At 64.5% G+C, this 17937-nt stretch carries 12 protein-coding genes; 5 read left to right on the top strand and 7 right to left on the bottom strand.

Features of this window, described 5'->3' with window-relative positions:
* Positions 1 to 69 precede the first annotated feature (69 nt).
* The 3 genes from IVB36_RS30025 to IVB36_RS30015 all read left to right on the top strand — a co-directional run bounded on the left by IVB36_RS30025 (position 70) and on the right by IVB36_RS30015 (position 4636).
* Positions 70 to 936: a 3-keto-5-aminohexanoate cleavage protein gene (locus IVB36_RS30025; protein WP_018455961.1), complete on the top strand. Its 867-nt coding sequence runs from the start codon at positions 70 to 72 to the stop codon at positions 934 to 936.
* A gap of 113 nt (positions 937 to 1049) precedes the next feature.
* Positions 1050 to 2666, top strand: a complete 1617-nt coding sequence (locus IVB36_RS30020; RefSeq protein WP_018455962.1) for a carboxyl transferase domain-containing protein — start codon at positions 1050 to 1052, stop codon at positions 2664 to 2666.
* Positions 2663 to 4636, top strand: coding sequence for an acetyl-CoA carboxylase biotin carboxylase subunit (locus tag IVB36_RS30015; RefSeq protein ID WP_247394044.1), 1974 nt, complete (start codon positions 2663 to 2665; stop codon positions 4634 to 4636). The genes IVB36_RS30020 and IVB36_RS30015 overlap by 4 nt, the downstream gene beginning before the upstream one ends.
* Before the next feature lie 50 nt (positions 4637 to 4686).
* On the opposite strand, the gene IVB36_RS30010 is transcribed toward IVB36_RS30015, so the two are convergent.
* The 7 genes from IVB36_RS30010 to IVB36_RS29980 all read right to left on the bottom strand — a co-directional run bounded on the left by IVB36_RS30010 (position 4687) and on the right by IVB36_RS29980 (position 13057).
* Positions 4687 to 5673, bottom strand: a complete 987-nt coding sequence (locus tag IVB36_RS30010) for a dipeptide ABC transporter ATP-binding protein (protein WP_018455964.1) — start codon at positions 5671 to 5673, stop codon at positions 4687 to 4689.
* The gene (locus tag IVB36_RS30005) at positions 5670 to 6677 is read right to left on the bottom strand and encodes an ABC transporter ATP-binding protein (RefSeq protein ID WP_018455965.1); all 1008 of its coding nucleotides are present in this window, start codon (positions 6675 to 6677) and stop codon (positions 5670 to 5672) included. Before IVB36_RS30005 ends, IVB36_RS30010 begins: the two co-directional genes overlap by 4 nt.
* Entirely contained in the window at positions 6677 to 7570 is an 894-nt protein-coding gene (locus IVB36_RS30000; RefSeq protein WP_018455966.1) for an ABC transporter permease, read from the bottom strand. The genes IVB36_RS30005 and IVB36_RS30000 overlap by 1 nt, the downstream gene beginning before the upstream one ends.
* Before the next feature lie 9 nt (positions 7571 to 7579).
* The gene (locus IVB36_RS29995; protein WP_018455967.1) at positions 7580 to 8527 is read right to left on the bottom strand and encodes an ABC transporter permease; all 948 of its coding nucleotides are present in this window, start codon (positions 8525 to 8527) and stop codon (positions 7580 to 7582) included.
* 35 nt (positions 8528 to 8562) lie between these two features.
* Positions 8563 to 10161: an ABC transporter substrate-binding protein gene (locus tag IVB36_RS29990; RefSeq protein ID WP_085361917.1), complete on the bottom strand. Its 1599-nt coding sequence runs from the start codon at positions 10159 to 10161 to the stop codon at positions 8563 to 8565.
* Positions 10162 to 10333: 172 nt separating this feature from the next.
* Positions 10334 to 11884, bottom strand: a complete 1551-nt coding sequence (locus tag IVB36_RS29985) for an AMP-binding protein (protein WP_247295941.1) — start codon at positions 11882 to 11884, stop codon at positions 10334 to 10336.
* Between the two features lie 18 nt (positions 11885 to 11902).
* A complete protein-coding gene (locus IVB36_RS29980) occupies positions 11903 to 13057 on the bottom strand; it encodes an iron-containing alcohol dehydrogenase (RefSeq protein ID WP_018455970.1) in 1155 nt (384 codons plus the stop codon).
* 279 nt (positions 13058 to 13336) lie between these two features.
* Here IVB36_RS29980 and IVB36_RS29975 point away from each other — a divergent pair, with 279 nt between their 5' ends.
* A complete protein-coding gene (locus IVB36_RS29975; protein ID WP_018455971.1) occupies positions 13337 to 14542 on the top strand; it encodes an efflux RND transporter periplasmic adaptor subunit in 1206 nt (401 codons plus the stop codon).
* The gene (locus IVB36_RS29970) at positions 14539 to 17703 is read left to right on the top strand and encodes a multidrug efflux RND transporter permease subunit (RefSeq protein WP_018455972.1); all 3165 of its coding nucleotides are present in this window, start codon (positions 14539 to 14541) and stop codon (positions 17701 to 17703) included. Before IVB36_RS29975 ends, IVB36_RS29970 begins: the two co-directional genes overlap by 4 nt.
* Positions 17704 to 17937 lie beyond the last annotated feature (234 nt).

Here is a 17937-nt window from a genome sequence, read left to right as displayed (position 1 = left end):
CAAGAAGCCGCCTGCCGCCCATCACATGATCGCAAACGTTGAATTATCAACGTGCGAGACATTCAAGGCATGAGCGACAAGGCCGTCATCACCTGCGCGCTGAACGGCGTGCTCACCGACCCGAAGCAGCACAACGTGCCTGTCACGCCCGAGCAGATGGCGCGCGAGGCCAAGGCTGCGTTCGATGCCGGCGCGTCCATCATGCACATCCATCTGCGTCAGCAGGCGCCGGACAAGGGGCATCTGCCGTCCTGGGAGGTCAGCGTCAGCAAGGAGATCCAGCAGGCGATTCGCGAAGCCTGCCCTGGCGTGATCATCAATCACACCTCCGGCGTCTCCGGGCCGAACTACAACGGTGCGCTGGATTGTATCCGCGAGACCAGGCCGGAGATCGCGGCCTGCAATGCCGGCTCGCTAAATTACCTGAAGGTGAAGGCCGACAACAGCTGGGCCTGGCCGCCGATGATGTTCGACAATGCGGTCGAGAAGGTGAAGGACTATCTCGACGTCATGAACGCGGTCGGTACCATCCCCGAATTCGAATGTTTTGACGTCGGCATCGTCCGCTGCGTCGGCATGTACCGCCAGGTCGGCATGTACAAGGGCCCGCTCGAGTATAACTTTGTGATGGGCGTCGCCTCCGGCATGCCGTCGGATCCCGATCTGCTGCCGATCCTGATCAAGCTGAAGCGTCCCGAGGCGCAATTTCAGGTCACCGCGATAGGCCGCGAAGAAATCTGGCCGCTGCACCAGCGCTGTGCGGAGCTCGGCGGTCATCTGCGCACCGGTCTCGAAGATGCCTTCTATCTCGCCGACGGCAAGAAGGTAACGTCGAACGGCCAGCTGATCGACGCCATCGCCGCCTGCGCCCGCCGTGCCGGCCGCGAGATCGCGAGCCCGGCGGAAGCGCGAAAGATTTTTGGGACGAATAGGTAAATTATCGCCTCAACCGTCATTGCGAGCGAAGCGAAGCAATCCAGAATCTTTCCATGGATGCGCCTGGATTGCTTCGTCGCTTTGCTCCTCGCAATGACGAGCAGGATTGAGTTATGTCCATTCTCGAAAACACGATTTCTCCCGGCAGTGCCGCCTATCGCGCCAACCGCGACGGCATGCTTGGCCTGATCGACCGCATGCGCGCGCTGGAAGAGCGCACGCGTGCGGCATCAGCCGCGGCGAAAGACCGCTTCCACAAGCGCGGCCAGCTGTTGCCGCGCGAGCGCGTCGCGCTGGTGCTCGATCCCGGCGCGCCCTTCATCGAGCTGTCCACGCTCGCCGGCTACATGTTCGACGTATCTGATCCGGACAAGAGCGTCCCCGGCGGCGGCGTCATCGCCGGCATCGGTTTCGTCTCGGGCATCCGTTGCATGGTCAGCGCCAACGATTCCGGCATCGATGCCGGCGCGCTTCAGCCCTACGGCCTCGACAAGACGATACGCGTGCAGGAGCTCGCGCTGGAGAACAAGCTGCCTTACGTCCAGCTGGTCGAAAGCGCCGGCGCCAATCTCCTGCGCTACCGCGTCGAAGACTTTGTCCGCGGCGGCAACATCTTCCGCAATCTCGCGCGACTCTCCGCAGCGGGCCTGCCCGTCGTGACCGTAACCCATGGCTCCTCGACCGCCGGCGGCGCCTATCAGACCGGCCTGTCCGACTACATCGTCATGGTCCGTGGCCGCACCCGCGCCTTCCTCGCCGGGCCGCCGCTGCTGAAGGCCGCCACCGGCGAGATCGCGACCGAAGAGGAGCTTGGCGGCGCCGAGATGCACACGCAGGTGTCGGGACTTGGCGACTACCTCGCCGAGGATGACCGCGACGCCCTGCGCATCGCGCGCGAGATCATGGCGGCGCTGGAATGGGAACGGCCGGGCAGGGCGAGCGCGGAATATAAGCCGCCGCGCTACGATCAAGACGAACTGCTCGGCATTATGCCGATGGACCACAAGCGCTCCGTGGACATGAAGCAGGTGATCGCACGTATCGTCGATGATTCCGACTTCACCGAGATGGCGCCGAACTACGGCCCGGCCACCGTCTGCGGCCATGCCCGCATCGAGGGCCAGACCATCGGCATCATCACCAACAACGGTCCGCTCGATCCGGCCGGTGCCAACAAGGCGACGCATTTCATCCAGGCGTGCTGCCAAACCCGAACGCCGCTGCTCTATCTGAACAACACCACCGGCTACATGGTCGGCAAAGCTTACGAAGAAGCCGGCATGATCAAGCATGGCTCCAAGATGATCCAGGCGGTGACGTCGGCGACAGTGCCGCAGATCACCATCTATTGCGGCGCCTCGTTCGGCGCCGGCAATTACGGCATGTGCGGGCGCGGCTTCCATCCGCGCTTCTGCTTCTCCTGGCCCAACGCCAAGACTGCCGTGATGGGCGGTGAGCAGGCCGCCGAGACCATGGCGATCGTCACCGAAGCCGCAGCCGCGCGTCGCGGCAAGCCGGTCGAAAAAGAAAAGCTCGATGGCATGAAGGCGCAGATCGTCGGCGTGTTCGACGGCCAGATGGACGTGTTCTCGACCAGCGCGCGCGTGCTCGACGACGGCGTGATCGATCCGCGCGACACCCGCGCGGTGCTGTCCGAAGTGCTCGCGATCTGTCGTGAAGGTGACGCGCGGAGCCCACAGCGCATGCAATTCTCGGTGGCCCGCCCATGAGGAACGGATCAGTGCAGCACCGGCCGTTCTTCAAGGTCCTGATCGCCAATCGCGGCGAGATCGCACTGCGGGTGATGCGCAGCGCGCGGAAGCTCGGCCTCGGCGTCGTCGCGGTCTATTCGGATGCGGATAGGGATGCGCTTCATGTGCAACAGGCCGACCAGGCCGTGCGAGTCGGCGAAGCGCTGCCGGCGCAGTCCTATCTCAACATCGCCGCGATCATAGCGGCCGCAAAGGCCAGCGGCGCGGATGCCGTTCATCCCGGCTATGGCTTCCTCGCCGAGAACGAGGAGTTTGCGCAAGCCTGCAAGGATGCCGGCCTCGTCTTCATCGGCCCGTCGCCGCAGGCGATCGAGACAATGGGCAACAAGGCCGGTGCCAAGGAGATCATGAAAAAGGCCGGCGTGCCCGTCGTGCCCGGCTATCAGGGCGCCGATCAGGGCGATGAAGTCATGCTCGCGGAGGCGAGAGAGATCGGCTTTCCCGTGATGATCAAGGCGGTCGCCGGCGGCGGTGGACGCGGGATGCGGCTCGTTGCGGATGCCAATTCGTTCCCCGAGGCACTGCGTAGCGCGCGGTCCGAGGCGAAGGCGGCGTTTGGCGATCCCACGGTGATCCTCGAACGCGCCATCCAGAATCCCCGTCACATCGAAATTCAGGTGTTCGGCGACAGCCATGGCAACGCCATCCATCTTGGCGAGCGCGACTGCTCGGTGCAGCGGCGGCACCAGAAACTAATCGAGGAGGCGCCGTCGACCGCAGTCACGCCCGACCTGCGTGCGAAGATGGGCGAGGTCGCGGTCGCCGCGGTGAAGGCGTTGCGTTACGAGGGCGCCGGCACGCTCGAATTTCTGCTCGATGCGAGCGGCGGATTCTACTTCATGGAGATGAATACGCGTCTCCAGGTCGAGCATCCCGTCACCGAGGCCATCACCGGGCTCGATCTCGTCGAATTGCAGCTGCGCGTCGCGCGCGGCGAGTCGCTGCCGCTCAAGCAGCAGGACATTCGCTTCACAGGCCACGCCATCGAGGTGCGGCTGTGCTCGGAGGACGCCGCGCAGGATTTCATGCCGCAGTCCGGGCGCATGGCGCGCTGGCAGGTGCCGGATGGCATCCGCGTCGAACATGCGCTGCAATCGGGCTCCGAGATTCCGTCGTTCTACGATTCCATGATCGCGAAGGTGATCGGCCATGGCGCGACCCGCGAGGAGGCGAGGGGGCGGCTGATCGTCGGCCTGGAGCAACTGACCGGATTTGGTGTGACTACCAATCAGACTTTCCTGATGTCATGCCTGCGTCATCCCGGCTTCGCCAAAGGCGAGGCGACCACGGCGTTCATTGGTGCCCATCGCGACGAGCTGCTGGCGCCGCGCGCGGACGCCGCATTCGACATGGCCTTGGCCGGCCTGCTGCTCTACGTCACGAACCCCCAGGCACCGTCGTGGCGCCGCGGACGGAGCCTCGCGGCAACGTTCCCGCTGCCGGCGAAAATCGAGATCGCAGGCCAGGCGCTTGAGCTAGAAGTCTGGCGCGAGCGCGATGGCAGCTACATTGTTGCCAGGGACGGCCGGCAAGACAAGTTCGAGATCGACCAACTCGATCTCGACGTGATTCGCTTCCGCCATGACGGCGTGATGGACAGTGCCAAATTCCTGCGCGACGGCGACCGGCTCCACCTCCAGCGCCGCGGCATCCCGCTCGCGGCGACCGATCTCACCCTCGCCGCGCCGAAGGCGGCCGCAAGCAACGGAGACGGCAAGGTTCGCGCTGCCATGAACGGCCGCGTCGTTGCCGTCCTGGTCAAGCCGGGCGACCGCGTCACTGCCGGCCAGCCGGTGATGACGCTGGAAGCGATGAAGATGGAGCATGTCCACAAGGCCGGCATCGACGGCGTCGTCGCCGCGATCGACGTCGCCGAGGGCGAGCAGGTGACAACGGGCCGGATCGTGGCGGAGATCGGGGCTGAGTAGGGCGGCAAGCTCAACTCGTCGCCCCGGCGAAGGCCGGGACGACAGCGGAGCTACTGGCTCCGCCCCGTTCCGCCATTGAGCAAGCACGCCACCTGGTGCCCGTCCCCCGCGTCCACCAACGCCGGTCGTTCCGTCCTGCATCGCTCCATCGCATACCGGCAGCGGGTGTGAAACGCACAGCCCGGCGGCGGATTGACCGGGCTTGGCACGTCGCCGTCGACCAGCGGCACGAGCTTTTTGGCGAGCGGGTTGGCGACCGGTACCGAGGCGAGCAGGGCCTGCGTGTAGGGATGGCGCGGATTGCGGAACAGCTCGTCCTTGTCCGCGATCTCGACGATGCGGCCGAGATACATCACGGCGACGCGGTGACTGATATGGGCGACCACGGCGAGGTCATGCGCGATGAAGAGGTAGGAGAAGCCGTGCTGCCGTTGCAGATCGATCAGGAGATTGATCACCTGCGCCTGGATCGAGACATCGAGCGCGGAGACCGGCTCGTCGCAGACGATCAGGCGGGGCCCGAGCGCCAGCGCGCGGGCGATGCAGATGCGCTGGCGCTGGCCGCCGGAGAATTGATGCGGGAAGTTGCGCATCTGGTCGGGCCGCAAGCCAACCTGCTCGAACAGCTGTGCGGTACGTGCCTCCAGCGCTTTGCCGGTCGCGAGCCCGTGCACGAACAGCGGCTCGCCCACGATGTCTCCGGCAGTCATGCGCGGGTTGAGCGAGGCGAAAGGATCCTGGAATACGATCTGCATCGAACGACGGTGTGGCCGCAGCGCGGACTTGGAGAGATGCGTGATGTCCTCGCCTTCGAGGCGAATCTGGCCCGAGGTCGGCTCGACCAGCCGCAGCACGCTGCGCGCCACCGTCGACTTGCCGCAGCCGGATTCGCCGACAAGGCCCAGCGTCTCCCCGACCCCAACCGAAAACGAGACGCCGTCGACCGCATGCACTGTGCCGATTTGTCGGCGCAACACGCCGGCGCGCACCGGATAGTGCTTCTTGAGTTCGGTGACTTCGAGCAGTGCGTCGGTCATGCCACCTCCGCCACTTCGGCTGCGCGCCAGCAGGCCGCGAGATGGCCGCCGCCCCAATCGATGAGCGGCGGATATTCGGCCTCGCAGCGCTTGATCGCGAGCTTGCAGCGTGGCGCGAACGCGCAACCTTTGGGCAGCCCCACCAGCGACGGCACGGTGCCGGGAATTTCGTTCAACCGTGCCGGCGCGGCAACGCCGGGCGCCGGCACCGCCGGGATCGATGCCATCAATCCGCGCGTGTAGGGGTGCTTTGGCGCGGCGAACAGCGCCTCGACGCTCGCTTCCTCGACCTTGCGTCCCGCATACATCACGATGACGCGTTGCGCGGTCTGCGCGACGACGCCGAGATCATGCGTGATCAGCACGAGCCCGGTGCCGAGCTCTTTCTGAAGGTCTAGGATCAGCGCCAGAATCTGCGCCTGGATGGTGACGTCGAGCGCGGTCGTGGGCTCGTCCGCGATCAGCAGCACCGGCCGGCACGCCAGCGCCATCGCGATCATGGCGCGCTGGCGCATGCCGCCGGACAGCTGATGCGGATATTCCCGCGCGCGCCGAGCCGGCTCGGGGATGCGCACCAGGCGCAGCATCTCGATTGCGATGCCCCGGGCCTCTTTGCTCGACATGTTCCGGTGCAGCCGCACGGTCTCGACGATCTGGTCGCCGATCCGCATCACCGGATTGAGCGAGGTCATCGGCTCCTGGAAGATCATCGAGATGCGGTTGCCCCTGACGGCACGCATCTCTGCTTCGTCCAGCGTCAGAAGGTCGGTGCCTTCGAGCGTGACGGAGCCGCCGACGATGCGGCCGGGTGGATCCGGCACCAGCCGCATCAGCGATAGTGCAGTGACGCTCTTGCCGCAGCCGGATTCGCCGACGATCGCCAGCGTCTCGCCGCGCTTCACCGTGAAGGAAACATCATCGACGGCCTTGAACAGACCGGAGTTGGTGAAGAACACCGTCTTCAGGTTCTTCACCTCGATCACGAGATCGGAGTTCTCAGCCATCAGCCGCGCTGCCGGGGATCGAGGATGTCGCGCAAGGCGTCACCGAACAGATTGGCGCCGAACACCGCGAGGCTGATGGCGATGCCCGGGAAGATCACCAGCCATGGCGCCGTGCGGACATATTCGGCGGCGGATTCAGAGAGCATGCGCCCCCACGACGGGTACGGCTCGGGAATGCCGAGGCCGAGGAAGGAGAGCGAGGCTTCCGTGAGGATAGTCGAGCCGAGCTGGGCCGTCGCAAGCACGATCAGCGGCGCCAGCGTATTCGGCAGCACGTGACGGAGCGCAATGCGTACCTCGCTCATGCCGATCGACTTGGCGGCCTCGATGAATGGCAGCTCGCGCAGCGCCAGCGTGTTGGCGCGGATGACGCGCGAGACGGTCGGGATCAGCGGAATGGCGATCGCAATGATGACGTTCGGCAAGGACGGCCCAAGCGCCGCGGTCATGATCAGGGCCAGCACCAGCAGCGGCAGCGCCTGGAGGACATCGGAGACGCGCTGGAACACGAGATCGACCCAGCCGGAGAGATAGCCGGAGGTGAGGCCGACGATCACGCCGATGCTGCCGCCGAGCGCCGTCGAGCCGATGCCGACCGCGAGCGAGATCCGCGCGCCATGAATGATGCGGCTGAAGACATCGCGGCCGAAGGAATCCGTGCCCATCCAGTGTGCCAGGCTTGGACGCGCCAGTGCCCGAGCGGCATCGATCGTCAGCGGATCGTAACGCGCGATGAAGTCGGCGAAGATCGCGGTGAACACGAACAGGGTCATGATGACGAGCCCGGCCGCGCCCAGCACATGCCGCTGCGCCAAAAACAGCACGCGCCGCCAGCCGACGGTCGCGTGCGCCCCGGCGCGCCTCAGTTCAACGTCATAGTCGATCGCAGCCAACAGGTTCTCCTAATCCGTGTACCGGATACGCGGGTCGAACACCGCGTACAGCATGTCCACGATGAAATTCGCGCTCACCACGACGATGGCAATCAGCATCACCAGGTTCTGCACGATCGGATAATCGCGCCAGCGAATCGCCTCGACCAGGAAGCGCGCGACGCCGGGGATGTTGAACACCGTCTCCGTCACGATGAGGCCGCCGATCAGGAACGCCGCTTCGATGCCAATCACGGTGATGACGGGCAGAATCGCATTCTTCAGCGCATGCTGATAGTTCACAGCGGCGTCCGATGCGCCCTTGGCACGCGCGGTGCGGATATAGTCCTGCCGCAGCACCTCCAGCATCGAGGATCGCGTGATGCGCATGGTCAGTGCCGCGCTGCGGAAGCCGACGGCTGCGGCGGGCACGGCATAGGTCGCAAACGCTTCCAGCCAAGTCGCTGGATTCGGGTTGAAGATCGGCATCTGGTTGAACATCGCCACCGAGGCGGTGAGGATGAGCAGGCCAAGCCAGAACGAAGGCAGCGACAATCCGCTGAGGCTCACCACACGCAATGCGTAGTCGAGCCTCGTTCCCTGCTTCACCGCGCTGATCACGCCAAGGGGGATGCCGATCGAGGTCGAGAACAACAGCGCCAGGCCCGCGAGCCGTGCGGTGATCGGGATCCGTGGCAGGATCTCCTGGAGCGCCGGCTTCTCGGAGACGTAGGAGTAGCCAAAATCGCCGCGCAGGAAGCCGCTGATCCAGTGCCAATATTGCACCACCAGCGGCTGGTCGATGCCGAGCTCCTTCTCCAGATTGGCCTTGTCGGCGGGGTCCACATAGCCCGCGGCGGCGAACAGGATGTCGACGATATTCCCGGGGACGATGCGCAGCAGGAAGAAGATGACGATCGAGATCCCGAACAGGGTCAGGAGCATCAGCAACAGGCGCCGCACCAGATAGGCAAACATGCATCGCCTCCCGTCGAACCCGTCAGCCGCCCGCGCTACTTGTCCATCCAGACGTCCTCGTAGCGATAGCCATTGTAGGAGCTGTTCGACATCACCGTCACGCCCTTGACGTAAGGTTGCCAGCAGCTGCCGGTACGTGCGTGGAAGATGATCGGGCGGGCGACGTCCTCCTGCAGCTTCTTGTCGATGTCCCACACCAGCTTCTTGCGCTTGTTAATGTCGGTCTCCTGGGACTGCACGTCGAACAGCTTTTCGATCTCCTTGTTGCAGTAATTGGTGTAGTTGCGCTCGGAGCCGCAGGAATAGTTCTCGTAGAAGGACTGGTCGGGGTCGTCGACGGCATTGCCGGTCAAATTGAGCCCGAGCATGTAATCCTTCCGCGCGATCTTCGGGAACCAGTTTGCGGTCTCGACCACGTCGAGCTCGCCGTCGATATAGATACTCTTGAGCTGATCGATCAGAATCACCGCAGGATCGCGGTAGACCGGAATGTTGCGGGTCGAGACCTTGACGGCGAGATGCTTATCCGGCCCATAGCCGGCCTTCTGCATCAGCTTTTTCGCTTCCTCACGGTTGGCGTTGATGTCGGGGCCGTAGCCCGGAATGGTCTCGAGCATCTCCTTCGGCATCCCCCACAGCCCATTCGGCGGCGGCAGCAGGGTGCCGCCGATGTCACCCTGGCCCTCGAACAAGATCGAGATGAAGGCCTTTCGGTCGAGCGACAGCGCCATGGCGCGACGGATGTCGATATTGTCGAACGGCGGCGCGGACGAATTGACGATGATGTTGGTGGCGACATTGTTGGGCTCGACCACGCAGACCGCGTTCGGCGCCTGCGATTTGACGTCCTTGAGCAGCGGGATGCTCACCTCGGTCGGGAAGGTCATGTCGAACTTGCCGGCGACGAACGCGAGGATCGCGGTGGAGCGGTTCGGGATGATGGTGAACTCGATGCCGTCGAGATAGGGCCGGCCCTTGCGCCAATAGTCGGGATTGCGGGTCAGCTTGATCGATTCATTGGCCTTGAACTCGACGAACTTGAACGGCCCGGTGCCGATCGGGTGCGTGCGCATGTCGCCGGGCGAGACGTGGCAGGGATAGACCGGCGTGTAGCCCGAGGCGAGCAGCGCCAGCAGCGAAGGCTGTGGCCGCTTCAGATTGAAGGAGACCTCGAGATCGCCGTTGGTGGAGACGTCGTTGACCTGTTCGTACCAGCTCTTGCGCGGGTTCTGCCGGAACTTCTGCTGCGACTTGCCCATCAGCATGTCGAAGGTGCATTTGACGTCCGCCGAGGTGAACGGCTTGCCGTCGTGCCACTTCACGCCCTGGCGTAGCTTGAAGGTCAGCGTCTTGTTGTCGTTGACCCAGGCCCAGCTCTCGGCGAGCTCGGGCACGATGGTGTCCATGCTGTTCTGCGCCACGTCCTGCTTGTAGATGACGAGGTTGTTGAACACCGGCATGAAGGGAACGTTGAGCGAGTAGGTCGCGCCTTCGTGGATCGAGGCATTGCCGGGACTGTCGCGGTGGTACATCCGCAAAATGCCGCCCTGCTTGGGCTCGCTGGCGAGTGCAACGCTCGAAAACGCAAGCAAAGATAGCGCCGCCGTCGCGGCGAGCGCCCGTACGCTCCGCATCCTCGTCCTCCCTGGACATCGGCCTTTTGCGGCCTGTTTGTCCCGACGATAGCGGCGCGTGCGCGGTGAGGCAACCGTCAAGGTCCGCTACTCTCTCGGCAATTCGGACGACGGAAGGCCGCAGGGGTGTCTCTCACGATGAGAGGGAAGTTTCTCCGGCGACAGCGGCCCTTCACACAATCCTTGACGCCTTGTTCCCCCAATACCGGTCCCGCAGCAGCCGCTTGTACAGCTTCCCCGTCGGCAGCCGCGGCAACTCCTTCTCGAAATCGACCGAGCGCGGCACCTTTTGCCGCGACAGCGACGCCCCGCAGAACGCGATCAGCTCCTCGGCGAGCGCCTCGCCCGGCACGGCCCCGGGCATCGGCTGCACCACCGCCTTCACCTCTTCGCCGAGATCGGAATTGGGCACGCCGAACACCGCGGCGTCCGCAACCTTCGGATGGGTGATCAACAGATTCTCGCACTCCTGCGGATAAATGTTCACGCCGCCGGAGATGATCATGAAGGTCGCGCGGTCCGTTAGATAAAGGAAACGATCCTCGTCGACATAGCCGACGTCGCCGACCGTGCTCATGCTGCCGTCGGCCGAGCGCGCTTCCCTGGTCTTCTCCGGGTCGTTGAAATATTCGAATGGCGAGGCCGTCTTGAACCAGACCTGACCCGGCGTGCCGGTCGGGCATGGCTTCATGTTTTCGTCGAGAATGTGGAGATCGCCGAGCAGGACCTTGCCGACGGTGCCGCGATGGGCGAGCCATTCCGCGCTGTCGCAGGCGGTGAAGCCAAGGCCTTCGGTCGCGCCGTAGTACTCGTGGATGATCGGTCCCCACCATTTGATCATGTCGTCCTTGACCAGGGCGGGGCAGGGCGCGGCGGCATGGATCGCGATCTCGAGCGACGACAGGTCGTAGCGCGTGCGCACCTCCTCCGGCAGCTTGAGCATGCGCGAGAACATCGTCGGCACCAACTGGGTGTGAGTGATACCCCACCGCTCGACGAGCTGGAGGTAACGCTCGGGATCGAAATTCTCCATGATGATCGCGGTGCCGCCCATGCGGATCGTGAGGTTCACGGCGGCCTGCGGCGCCGAATGATAGAGCGGCGCCGGCGACAGGTAGATCATGCCCTCGCGGTAGTGCCAAAGCTTTGTCAGGAAATCGAACAACGGCAGATTGTGTTTCGGCGGCTCCTCCGGAAGCGGCCGCAGAATCCCTTTTGGCCGTCCCGTCGTGCCCGATGAATACAGCATGGCGGTGCCGAGCCATTCATCCGGGATCGGCGTCTTCGGCAGGTCGGCGGTTACCTCAGTGAGGCCGACGATGCGCTCGCTCTCGCCCGGGCCGTCGGCGACGATGCACAGCTTGATGTCGGGGCAGACCTTGATCGCCTCGCGGGCGATATCGAGCTTCGCAACCGACGTGATCAGGATTTTCGACTGGCTGTTGACCAGGAGATAGGCGAACTCGCCCGGCGTCAGGAACGAGTTGATGCAGGTGTAGTAGAGGCCGGAGCGCTCGCCCGCGCCGCAGGCTTCGAGGTAGCGGGAATTGTTCTCCATGAAGATCGAGTAGTGGTCGAGCCGCTTCAGGCCATACTTGCGGAACAGGTGCGCCAGCCGATTGCTGCGCGCATCGAGCTCGCGATAGGTGACGGCCTCGCCGGTCGTCGCCATGATGAAGGCGGGCTGGAGTGGGCGCAGGCGGGCATGCTGACCTGGGTACATCAGTCCTCCGGCTTTGGATCATGCGGCAAGAAGCAGGATTTCGCGCACTTGAGCGGGGCTGTCGATCTTGCGCGGGTTGCGCGGGATCCAGTTCGTGCGCATCGCAGCGTCCGCGATGGCGTCGAAATGCTCCGGCGAGACGCGCACATCGGCGAGGCTGCGCGGCATGCCGAGCGAGCGGATGAAGGCATCGAGCACATCGGCTGCCGCGTGGCCGGGAAAGCCCATTGCGGCCGCGACGATCATCTGGCGCTCGGCATTGTCGCGCGCATTCCAGCGCATCACGGCCGGCAGCATGACGCAGGAGGTGTAGCCATGCGGTACGTCGAAGGCTGCGCCCAGCACGTAACCGATGCCGTGGCTCGCGCCCATCGGCACGCCAGCGGCGAGCGCGCCCATCGACAGCCAGGTGCCGATCTGCGCATCCATTCGCGCGTCGAGGTCAGCAGGGTCAGCCTTCACCCGTGGCAGCGCGTCGGCGAGCATGGCGAGGCCCTTCACCGATTGCGCGTCGGCATAGGGGTGCGTCTCGCGCGAGCAGATCGCCTCGACGCAATGATCGATGGCGCGGATGCCGGTCGAGAGGAATAGCCATTCCGGCGTGTGCACGGTGATGGCGGGATCGAGGATGGTCGCGCGCGGAACGCTGAGCGGATGCCGTAGCATCTGTTTCACATGGGCGGTGCGGTCGGTGACGCCTGCGATCGAGCTGAACTCGCCGCCGGCGATCGTGGTCGGCACGCTGATCTGACGCACGGTCGGCGCCGTCATCTCGGGCGCGACGCCCTTGTGCACGCGGATACGCTCGATGCCGTCGACATCGTCGATGCCGTTGGCGAGGCAGAGCTGCACCGCCTTGGCGCCGTCGGTGATCGAGCCGCCGCCCACGGTGACGATCAGGTCGGCGCCCGCTTCGCGCGCCGCATTGGTGGCGGCGATCACCGCCTCGCGCGGGGTGTGCGCCGGCATGGCATCGAAGACGCCCGCGCAATTTGTGCCCAGGGCTTGTTTGATCTTGGCGATTTCGTCGGTCTGCCGGTTGAGCGTGCCCGAGACCATCAGGAAGGCGCGGCGCGTCCCCAGCCGGTCCATCTGGGCGACCACGGCCTCGGCCGCGGGGTGGCCGAACACGACTTCCTCGATCGCGCCGTAAACGACACGTCCCTGGTGCACGCCTGTCCTCCCCGGACAATTCGTCTTGTTTTATGAGGAGCAATCTAGCCGAGCCGGCTCCGCCCGTCATGTGCGAAGACGCTAACGCACTCTCCGCTTGCTCTCCCGGCTTACGGGGAGAGGCCAACAAGCCCTGTCAACCCGTCATCCGGCCAGGGCATTCCTCCGAGCATTGCCTGCGCTTTGGTCTTGAAGAGTTCATCATTGCCACCCATCTTGTGGCGCCCGCGGGTACAGGCGTACCCTGCTTTTTCCGCGGCTTTGATGCGAGGACCTGGGATGACTGGACCGGACGGAAGCGAGCAATTTGTCAAAACGCACGATTTCGTTTCGCCTCGGCCTTACGCCATCGTCGGCCTTCTCGCCGCGGCGTTCGTGCTCACCGGTTGCGGCCAGCCGGCCTCGCAAGCGAGCGCTCCCCCGCCGGCGCCGGTAACCGTCGCCCAACCGGTCAAGCGCACCGTCACCGATTGGGACGAGTTCACCGGCCGCTTCGAGGCGATGGAGGAGGTGCAGGTCCGCCCGCGCGTCGGCGGGTTCGTCAACTCTGTCGAATTCCAGGATGGCGCCATCGTGCGTCAGGGCGATCTGCTCTACGTCATCGACCCACGTCCGTTCGAGGCGGTGGCCACGCAGGCCGAGGGGCAGCTTTCCGATGCCCGTGCCAAGGTGGAGCTTGCAAAGCGGGAGCTCGATCGCGGTTTGAGCCTGGTGCAGACCAGCGCCGTCTCCGAGCAGGTGGTCGATCAGCGCCGTCAGGCCTTGCAGGCTGCGCACGCTGCCGAAACACAGGCCGAGGGTGCGCTCAAAGTCGCCAAGCTCAATATCGAATTCACGCATGTGACGGCGCCGCTGACCGGCCGCGTCAGCCGCCACCTTGTCAGCCCTGGCAATCTCGTGCAGGGCAGCGATACCGGAACGTCGACGCTGCTCACCTCGATCGTGACGCTCGACCCGATCTATATCTATTTCGACATGGATGAGGCGACCTTCATCAAATACAGCAAGCTGTGGTTCGAAGGCCGCCGCCCGAGTTCGCGCGATACGGCGAACCCGGTGCAGGTGACGCTCGCCGGCGAGACGAAACCATCCCGTGAAGGCAGCATCAATTTCCTCGACAACCGCCTCGATGTCTCCACCGGCACGCTGCGCAGCCGCGCCGTGGTCAAGAACACCGATCTTTCGATCCTGCCCGGTCAGTTCGGGCGTATCAGACTGATCGGCAGCGCGCCCTATGAAGCGCTGCTGATCCCCGACGTTGCGGTCGCAACTGACCAGTCCCGCAAGATCGTGTTCGTGGTCAAGCCGGACGACACCGTCGAGGCGCGTCCCGTGACGCTCGGACCGCTCGACGAGGGCCTGCGCGTGATCCGCGAGGGATTGAAGGCGGACGACCGCGTCATCGTCAACGGCATCCAGCGCGCCCGCGTCGGTGCCAAGGTCGCACCGCAGACGGCACCAGCGCCCGCCGGTGGCAAATCATGAATCTTGGCCGTCTCTCCATCAACCAGCCCATCCTGGCGATGGTGCTGTCGATCGTGCTGCTGATCGTCGGCGCGCTGGCCTATACCACGCTGCCGGTCTCCGAATATCCGCAAGTGGTGCCGCCGACCGTCGTCGTCACCACGCAATATCCCGGCGCCTCCGCGCAGACCGTGTCCGACACGGTTGCCGCACCCATCGAGCAGGAGATCAACGGCGTCGAGGACATGCTGTATCTCTACAGCCAGGCGACCTCGAACGGCCAGCTCACCATCACCGTCACTTTCAAGCTCGGCACCGATCTCGACAAAGCCCAGGTGCTGGTGCAGAACCGCGTTGCGATCGCGCAGCCGCGTTTGCCTGAAGAGGTTCAGCGCAACGGCGTCACCACGCGCAAGAACTCGCCCGACATCCTGATGGTCGTGTTCATGCTGTCGCCCGACGACACGTTCGACCAGCTCTACATCTCCAACTATGCGCTGCTCCAGGTCCGCGATCAGCTGCTGCGGATCGACGGCGTCGGCGACATCCAGATCTTCGGCGCGCGCGATTATTCGATGCGGCTATGGCTCGATCCTGACCGGATCGCCAATCTCGGCCTGACCGCAACCGAGGTGCTCGCCGCGATCCGCGCGCAGAACGTGCAGATCGCGGGCGGCCAGATCGCCGAACCGCCGATCGCCGACCGCGCCTTCCAGCCGAACCTCACCTTCACCGGGCGATTGAAAGACCAGAAGCAGTTCGAGGACATCCTGATCAAGGCCGGCTCCGACGGCCGCACGGTGCGCCTGCGCGACGTCGCCCGTATCGAGCTTGGTGCTCTCGCCTACTCCACCAACAGCTTCCTGCTGCGCAAATCGGCGGTCGCCATGCTGGTGACGCAGCGGCCGGGATCGAACGCGCTCGCGACCGCGAAGAACATTTCGGACACCATGACGAAGCTGAAGGAGACCTTTCCGAAAGGCCTCGACTTCAATATCGGCTACAACCCGACCGAGTTCATCGCGCAGTCCGTCCACGAGCTGATCAAGACCATCTACGAGGCCATGTTGCTCGTGGTCGTCGTCGTGCTGGTGTTCCTGCAGGGATGGCGTCCCGCGATCATTCCGATCATCGCGATTCCGGTTTCGCTGGTCGGCACCTTCGCGGTGATGGCGGCGCTCGGCTTCTCGATCAACAATCTCACGCTGTTCGGGCTCGTTCTCGCCGTCGGTATCGTGGTCGACGACGCCATCGTGGTGGTCGAGAATGTCGAGCGGCATCTCGAGCATGGCATGAGCCGGCGCGATGCCGCGCTGAAGACCATGGAGGAGGTCGGCGGCGCATTGGTGTCGATCGCGCTGGTGCTGTGCGCGGTGTTCGTCCCGACCGCATTTCTGGGCGGAATTTCGGGTCAGTTCTTCCAGCAATTCGCCGTCACCATTGCGGTCGCGACCGCAATCTCCTGCTTCTGCTCGTTGACGCTATCGCCGGCGCTGGCCTCGCTTCTCCTCGTCCCCCACGAGGAGAAACGGCCGCCCGCGCGCTGGAATCTTGTTGCACGCGGCTGGAACGCTTTCACTGGCGTGTTTAACCGCGTGTTCGACCGTCTCGCGCATGGCTACGCCGGCCTCGCCAATTTCGTGATCCGGCATTCGGCGGTGATGATCCTGATCTACGTCGTGCTGATCGGCAGCGCCGGCTGGCTGATCGCCACCACGTCGCAAGGCTTTATTCCGGCGCAGGACCGCGGCTACGTCATCATCTCCGTGCAATTGCCGGGCGCCGCTTCGCTGGCGCGCACCACCGAGGTCGTGCGCGAGATCGAGCGGATCGCGCTGGATACGCCGGGTATCATCCGCGTGGCCGCTTTCGCCGGCTTCTCCGGCGCGACGCGGACGCAGGCCGGCAACGCGGCGGCGCTCTTCCCAGTGTTCGACGAGCCCGAGGCGCGGATCAAGAAAGGATTGTCTGCGAACGCCATCACGGTCGAGCTGCGCAAACGCTTGGCCGCGATTCAGGGTGCCTTCATCATCGTGATTCCGCCGCCGGCCGTGCCCGGCATCGGCACCGGTGGCGGCTTCACCATCCGCATCCAGGACCGCCAGGGCCGTGGGCCGGAGATGCTCGCCGCGGCTACTGACGAGCTTGTCGCCGCGGCGCGCAAATCGCCCTCGCTGCTCGCTCCCTCCGTGTTCTCGCCGTTCTCGGCCAATACGCCGCAGCTCTTCGTCGACATCGACCGCACCAAGGCGCAGAAGCTCGGCGTTCCCATCGCCGGCATCAACGACACGATCCAGACCTATTTCGGATCGACTTATGTCAACGACTTCAACCTGTTCGGCCGCACCTACCACGTCACCGCGCAGGCCGACTTCCCGTTCCGGAAAGAGCCGAGCGATCTCTCGCGGTTGCGCACGCGCAACGCCTCCGGCGACATGGTGATGCTCGGCAGCGTGGTCGAGTTCAAGGACGTTTCCGGCCCTGACCGCGTCGCGCGCTACAATCTCTACGCGGCCTCCGAGCTGCAGGGCGAGCCGGCGCCGGGCACCAGCTCGACCACCGCGCTCAACGCGATCAAGAAGCTCGCCGACGACACCCTCCCGAGTGGCTTCAGCTTCGAGTGGACCGATCTGTCCTACCAGCAGATCACGGGCGGCAATGCGGGTCTCTACGTATTCCCGATCTGCGTGCTGTTCGTCTATCTGGTGCTTGCCGCGCAATACGGCAGCTGGACCCTGCCGTTCGCGGTGATCCTGATCGTGCCGATGTGCCTGTTGGCGGCCACCATCGGCGTGCGCATCATGGGGCAGGACGTCAACATCCTCACCCAGATCGGTTTCGTCGTGCTGGTGGGGCTGGCGGCAAAGAACGCGATCCTGATCGTCGAGTTCGCGCGCGACATCGAGAAAGAAGGCAAGCCGCGGCTGGAGGCCGTGATCGACGCCTGCCGCCTGCGCCTGCGGCCGATCCTGATGACGTCCTTCGCCTTCATCCTCGGCGTCTTGCCGCTGGTGATCTCGTCCGGCTCGGGCTCGGAGATGCGGCAAGCCGTCGGCGTCGCCGTGTTCTTCGGCATGATCGGTGTCACCCTGTTTGGGCTTCTGTTCACGCCGATCTTCTATGTGGTGGTGCGGAACCTGGCCGAGGGGAAGAACGAGGGGAAGCCGAAGGCGGTGGGCTGATAAGTATCAAATGGCGCGCCACCGACCCTTCAATATTCACGCTGTCGTCCCGGCGAAGGCCGGGACCCATAACCCTCGAACGTGGTTTAGTGAAGATTCGTCGTTCGGTACTCCTACCGACCGCAACCGAGGGATTCCGCGGTATGGGTCCCGGCCCCCGTGCGCAATTGCGTACTAGGCCGGGACGACGCCGTTTGCTTGGCACGCCCTTCATACTAACGACCAACATGCAAT

Origin of the sequence: Bradyrhizobium sp. 35, from assembly GCF_023073215.1 — a bacterium.
GTDB classification, from domain to species: Bacteria; Pseudomonadota; Alphaproteobacteria; order Rhizobiales; family Xanthobacteraceae; genus Bradyrhizobium; species Bradyrhizobium canariense_D.
This window is presented reverse-complemented; position numbering and strand designations above follow the sequence as displayed.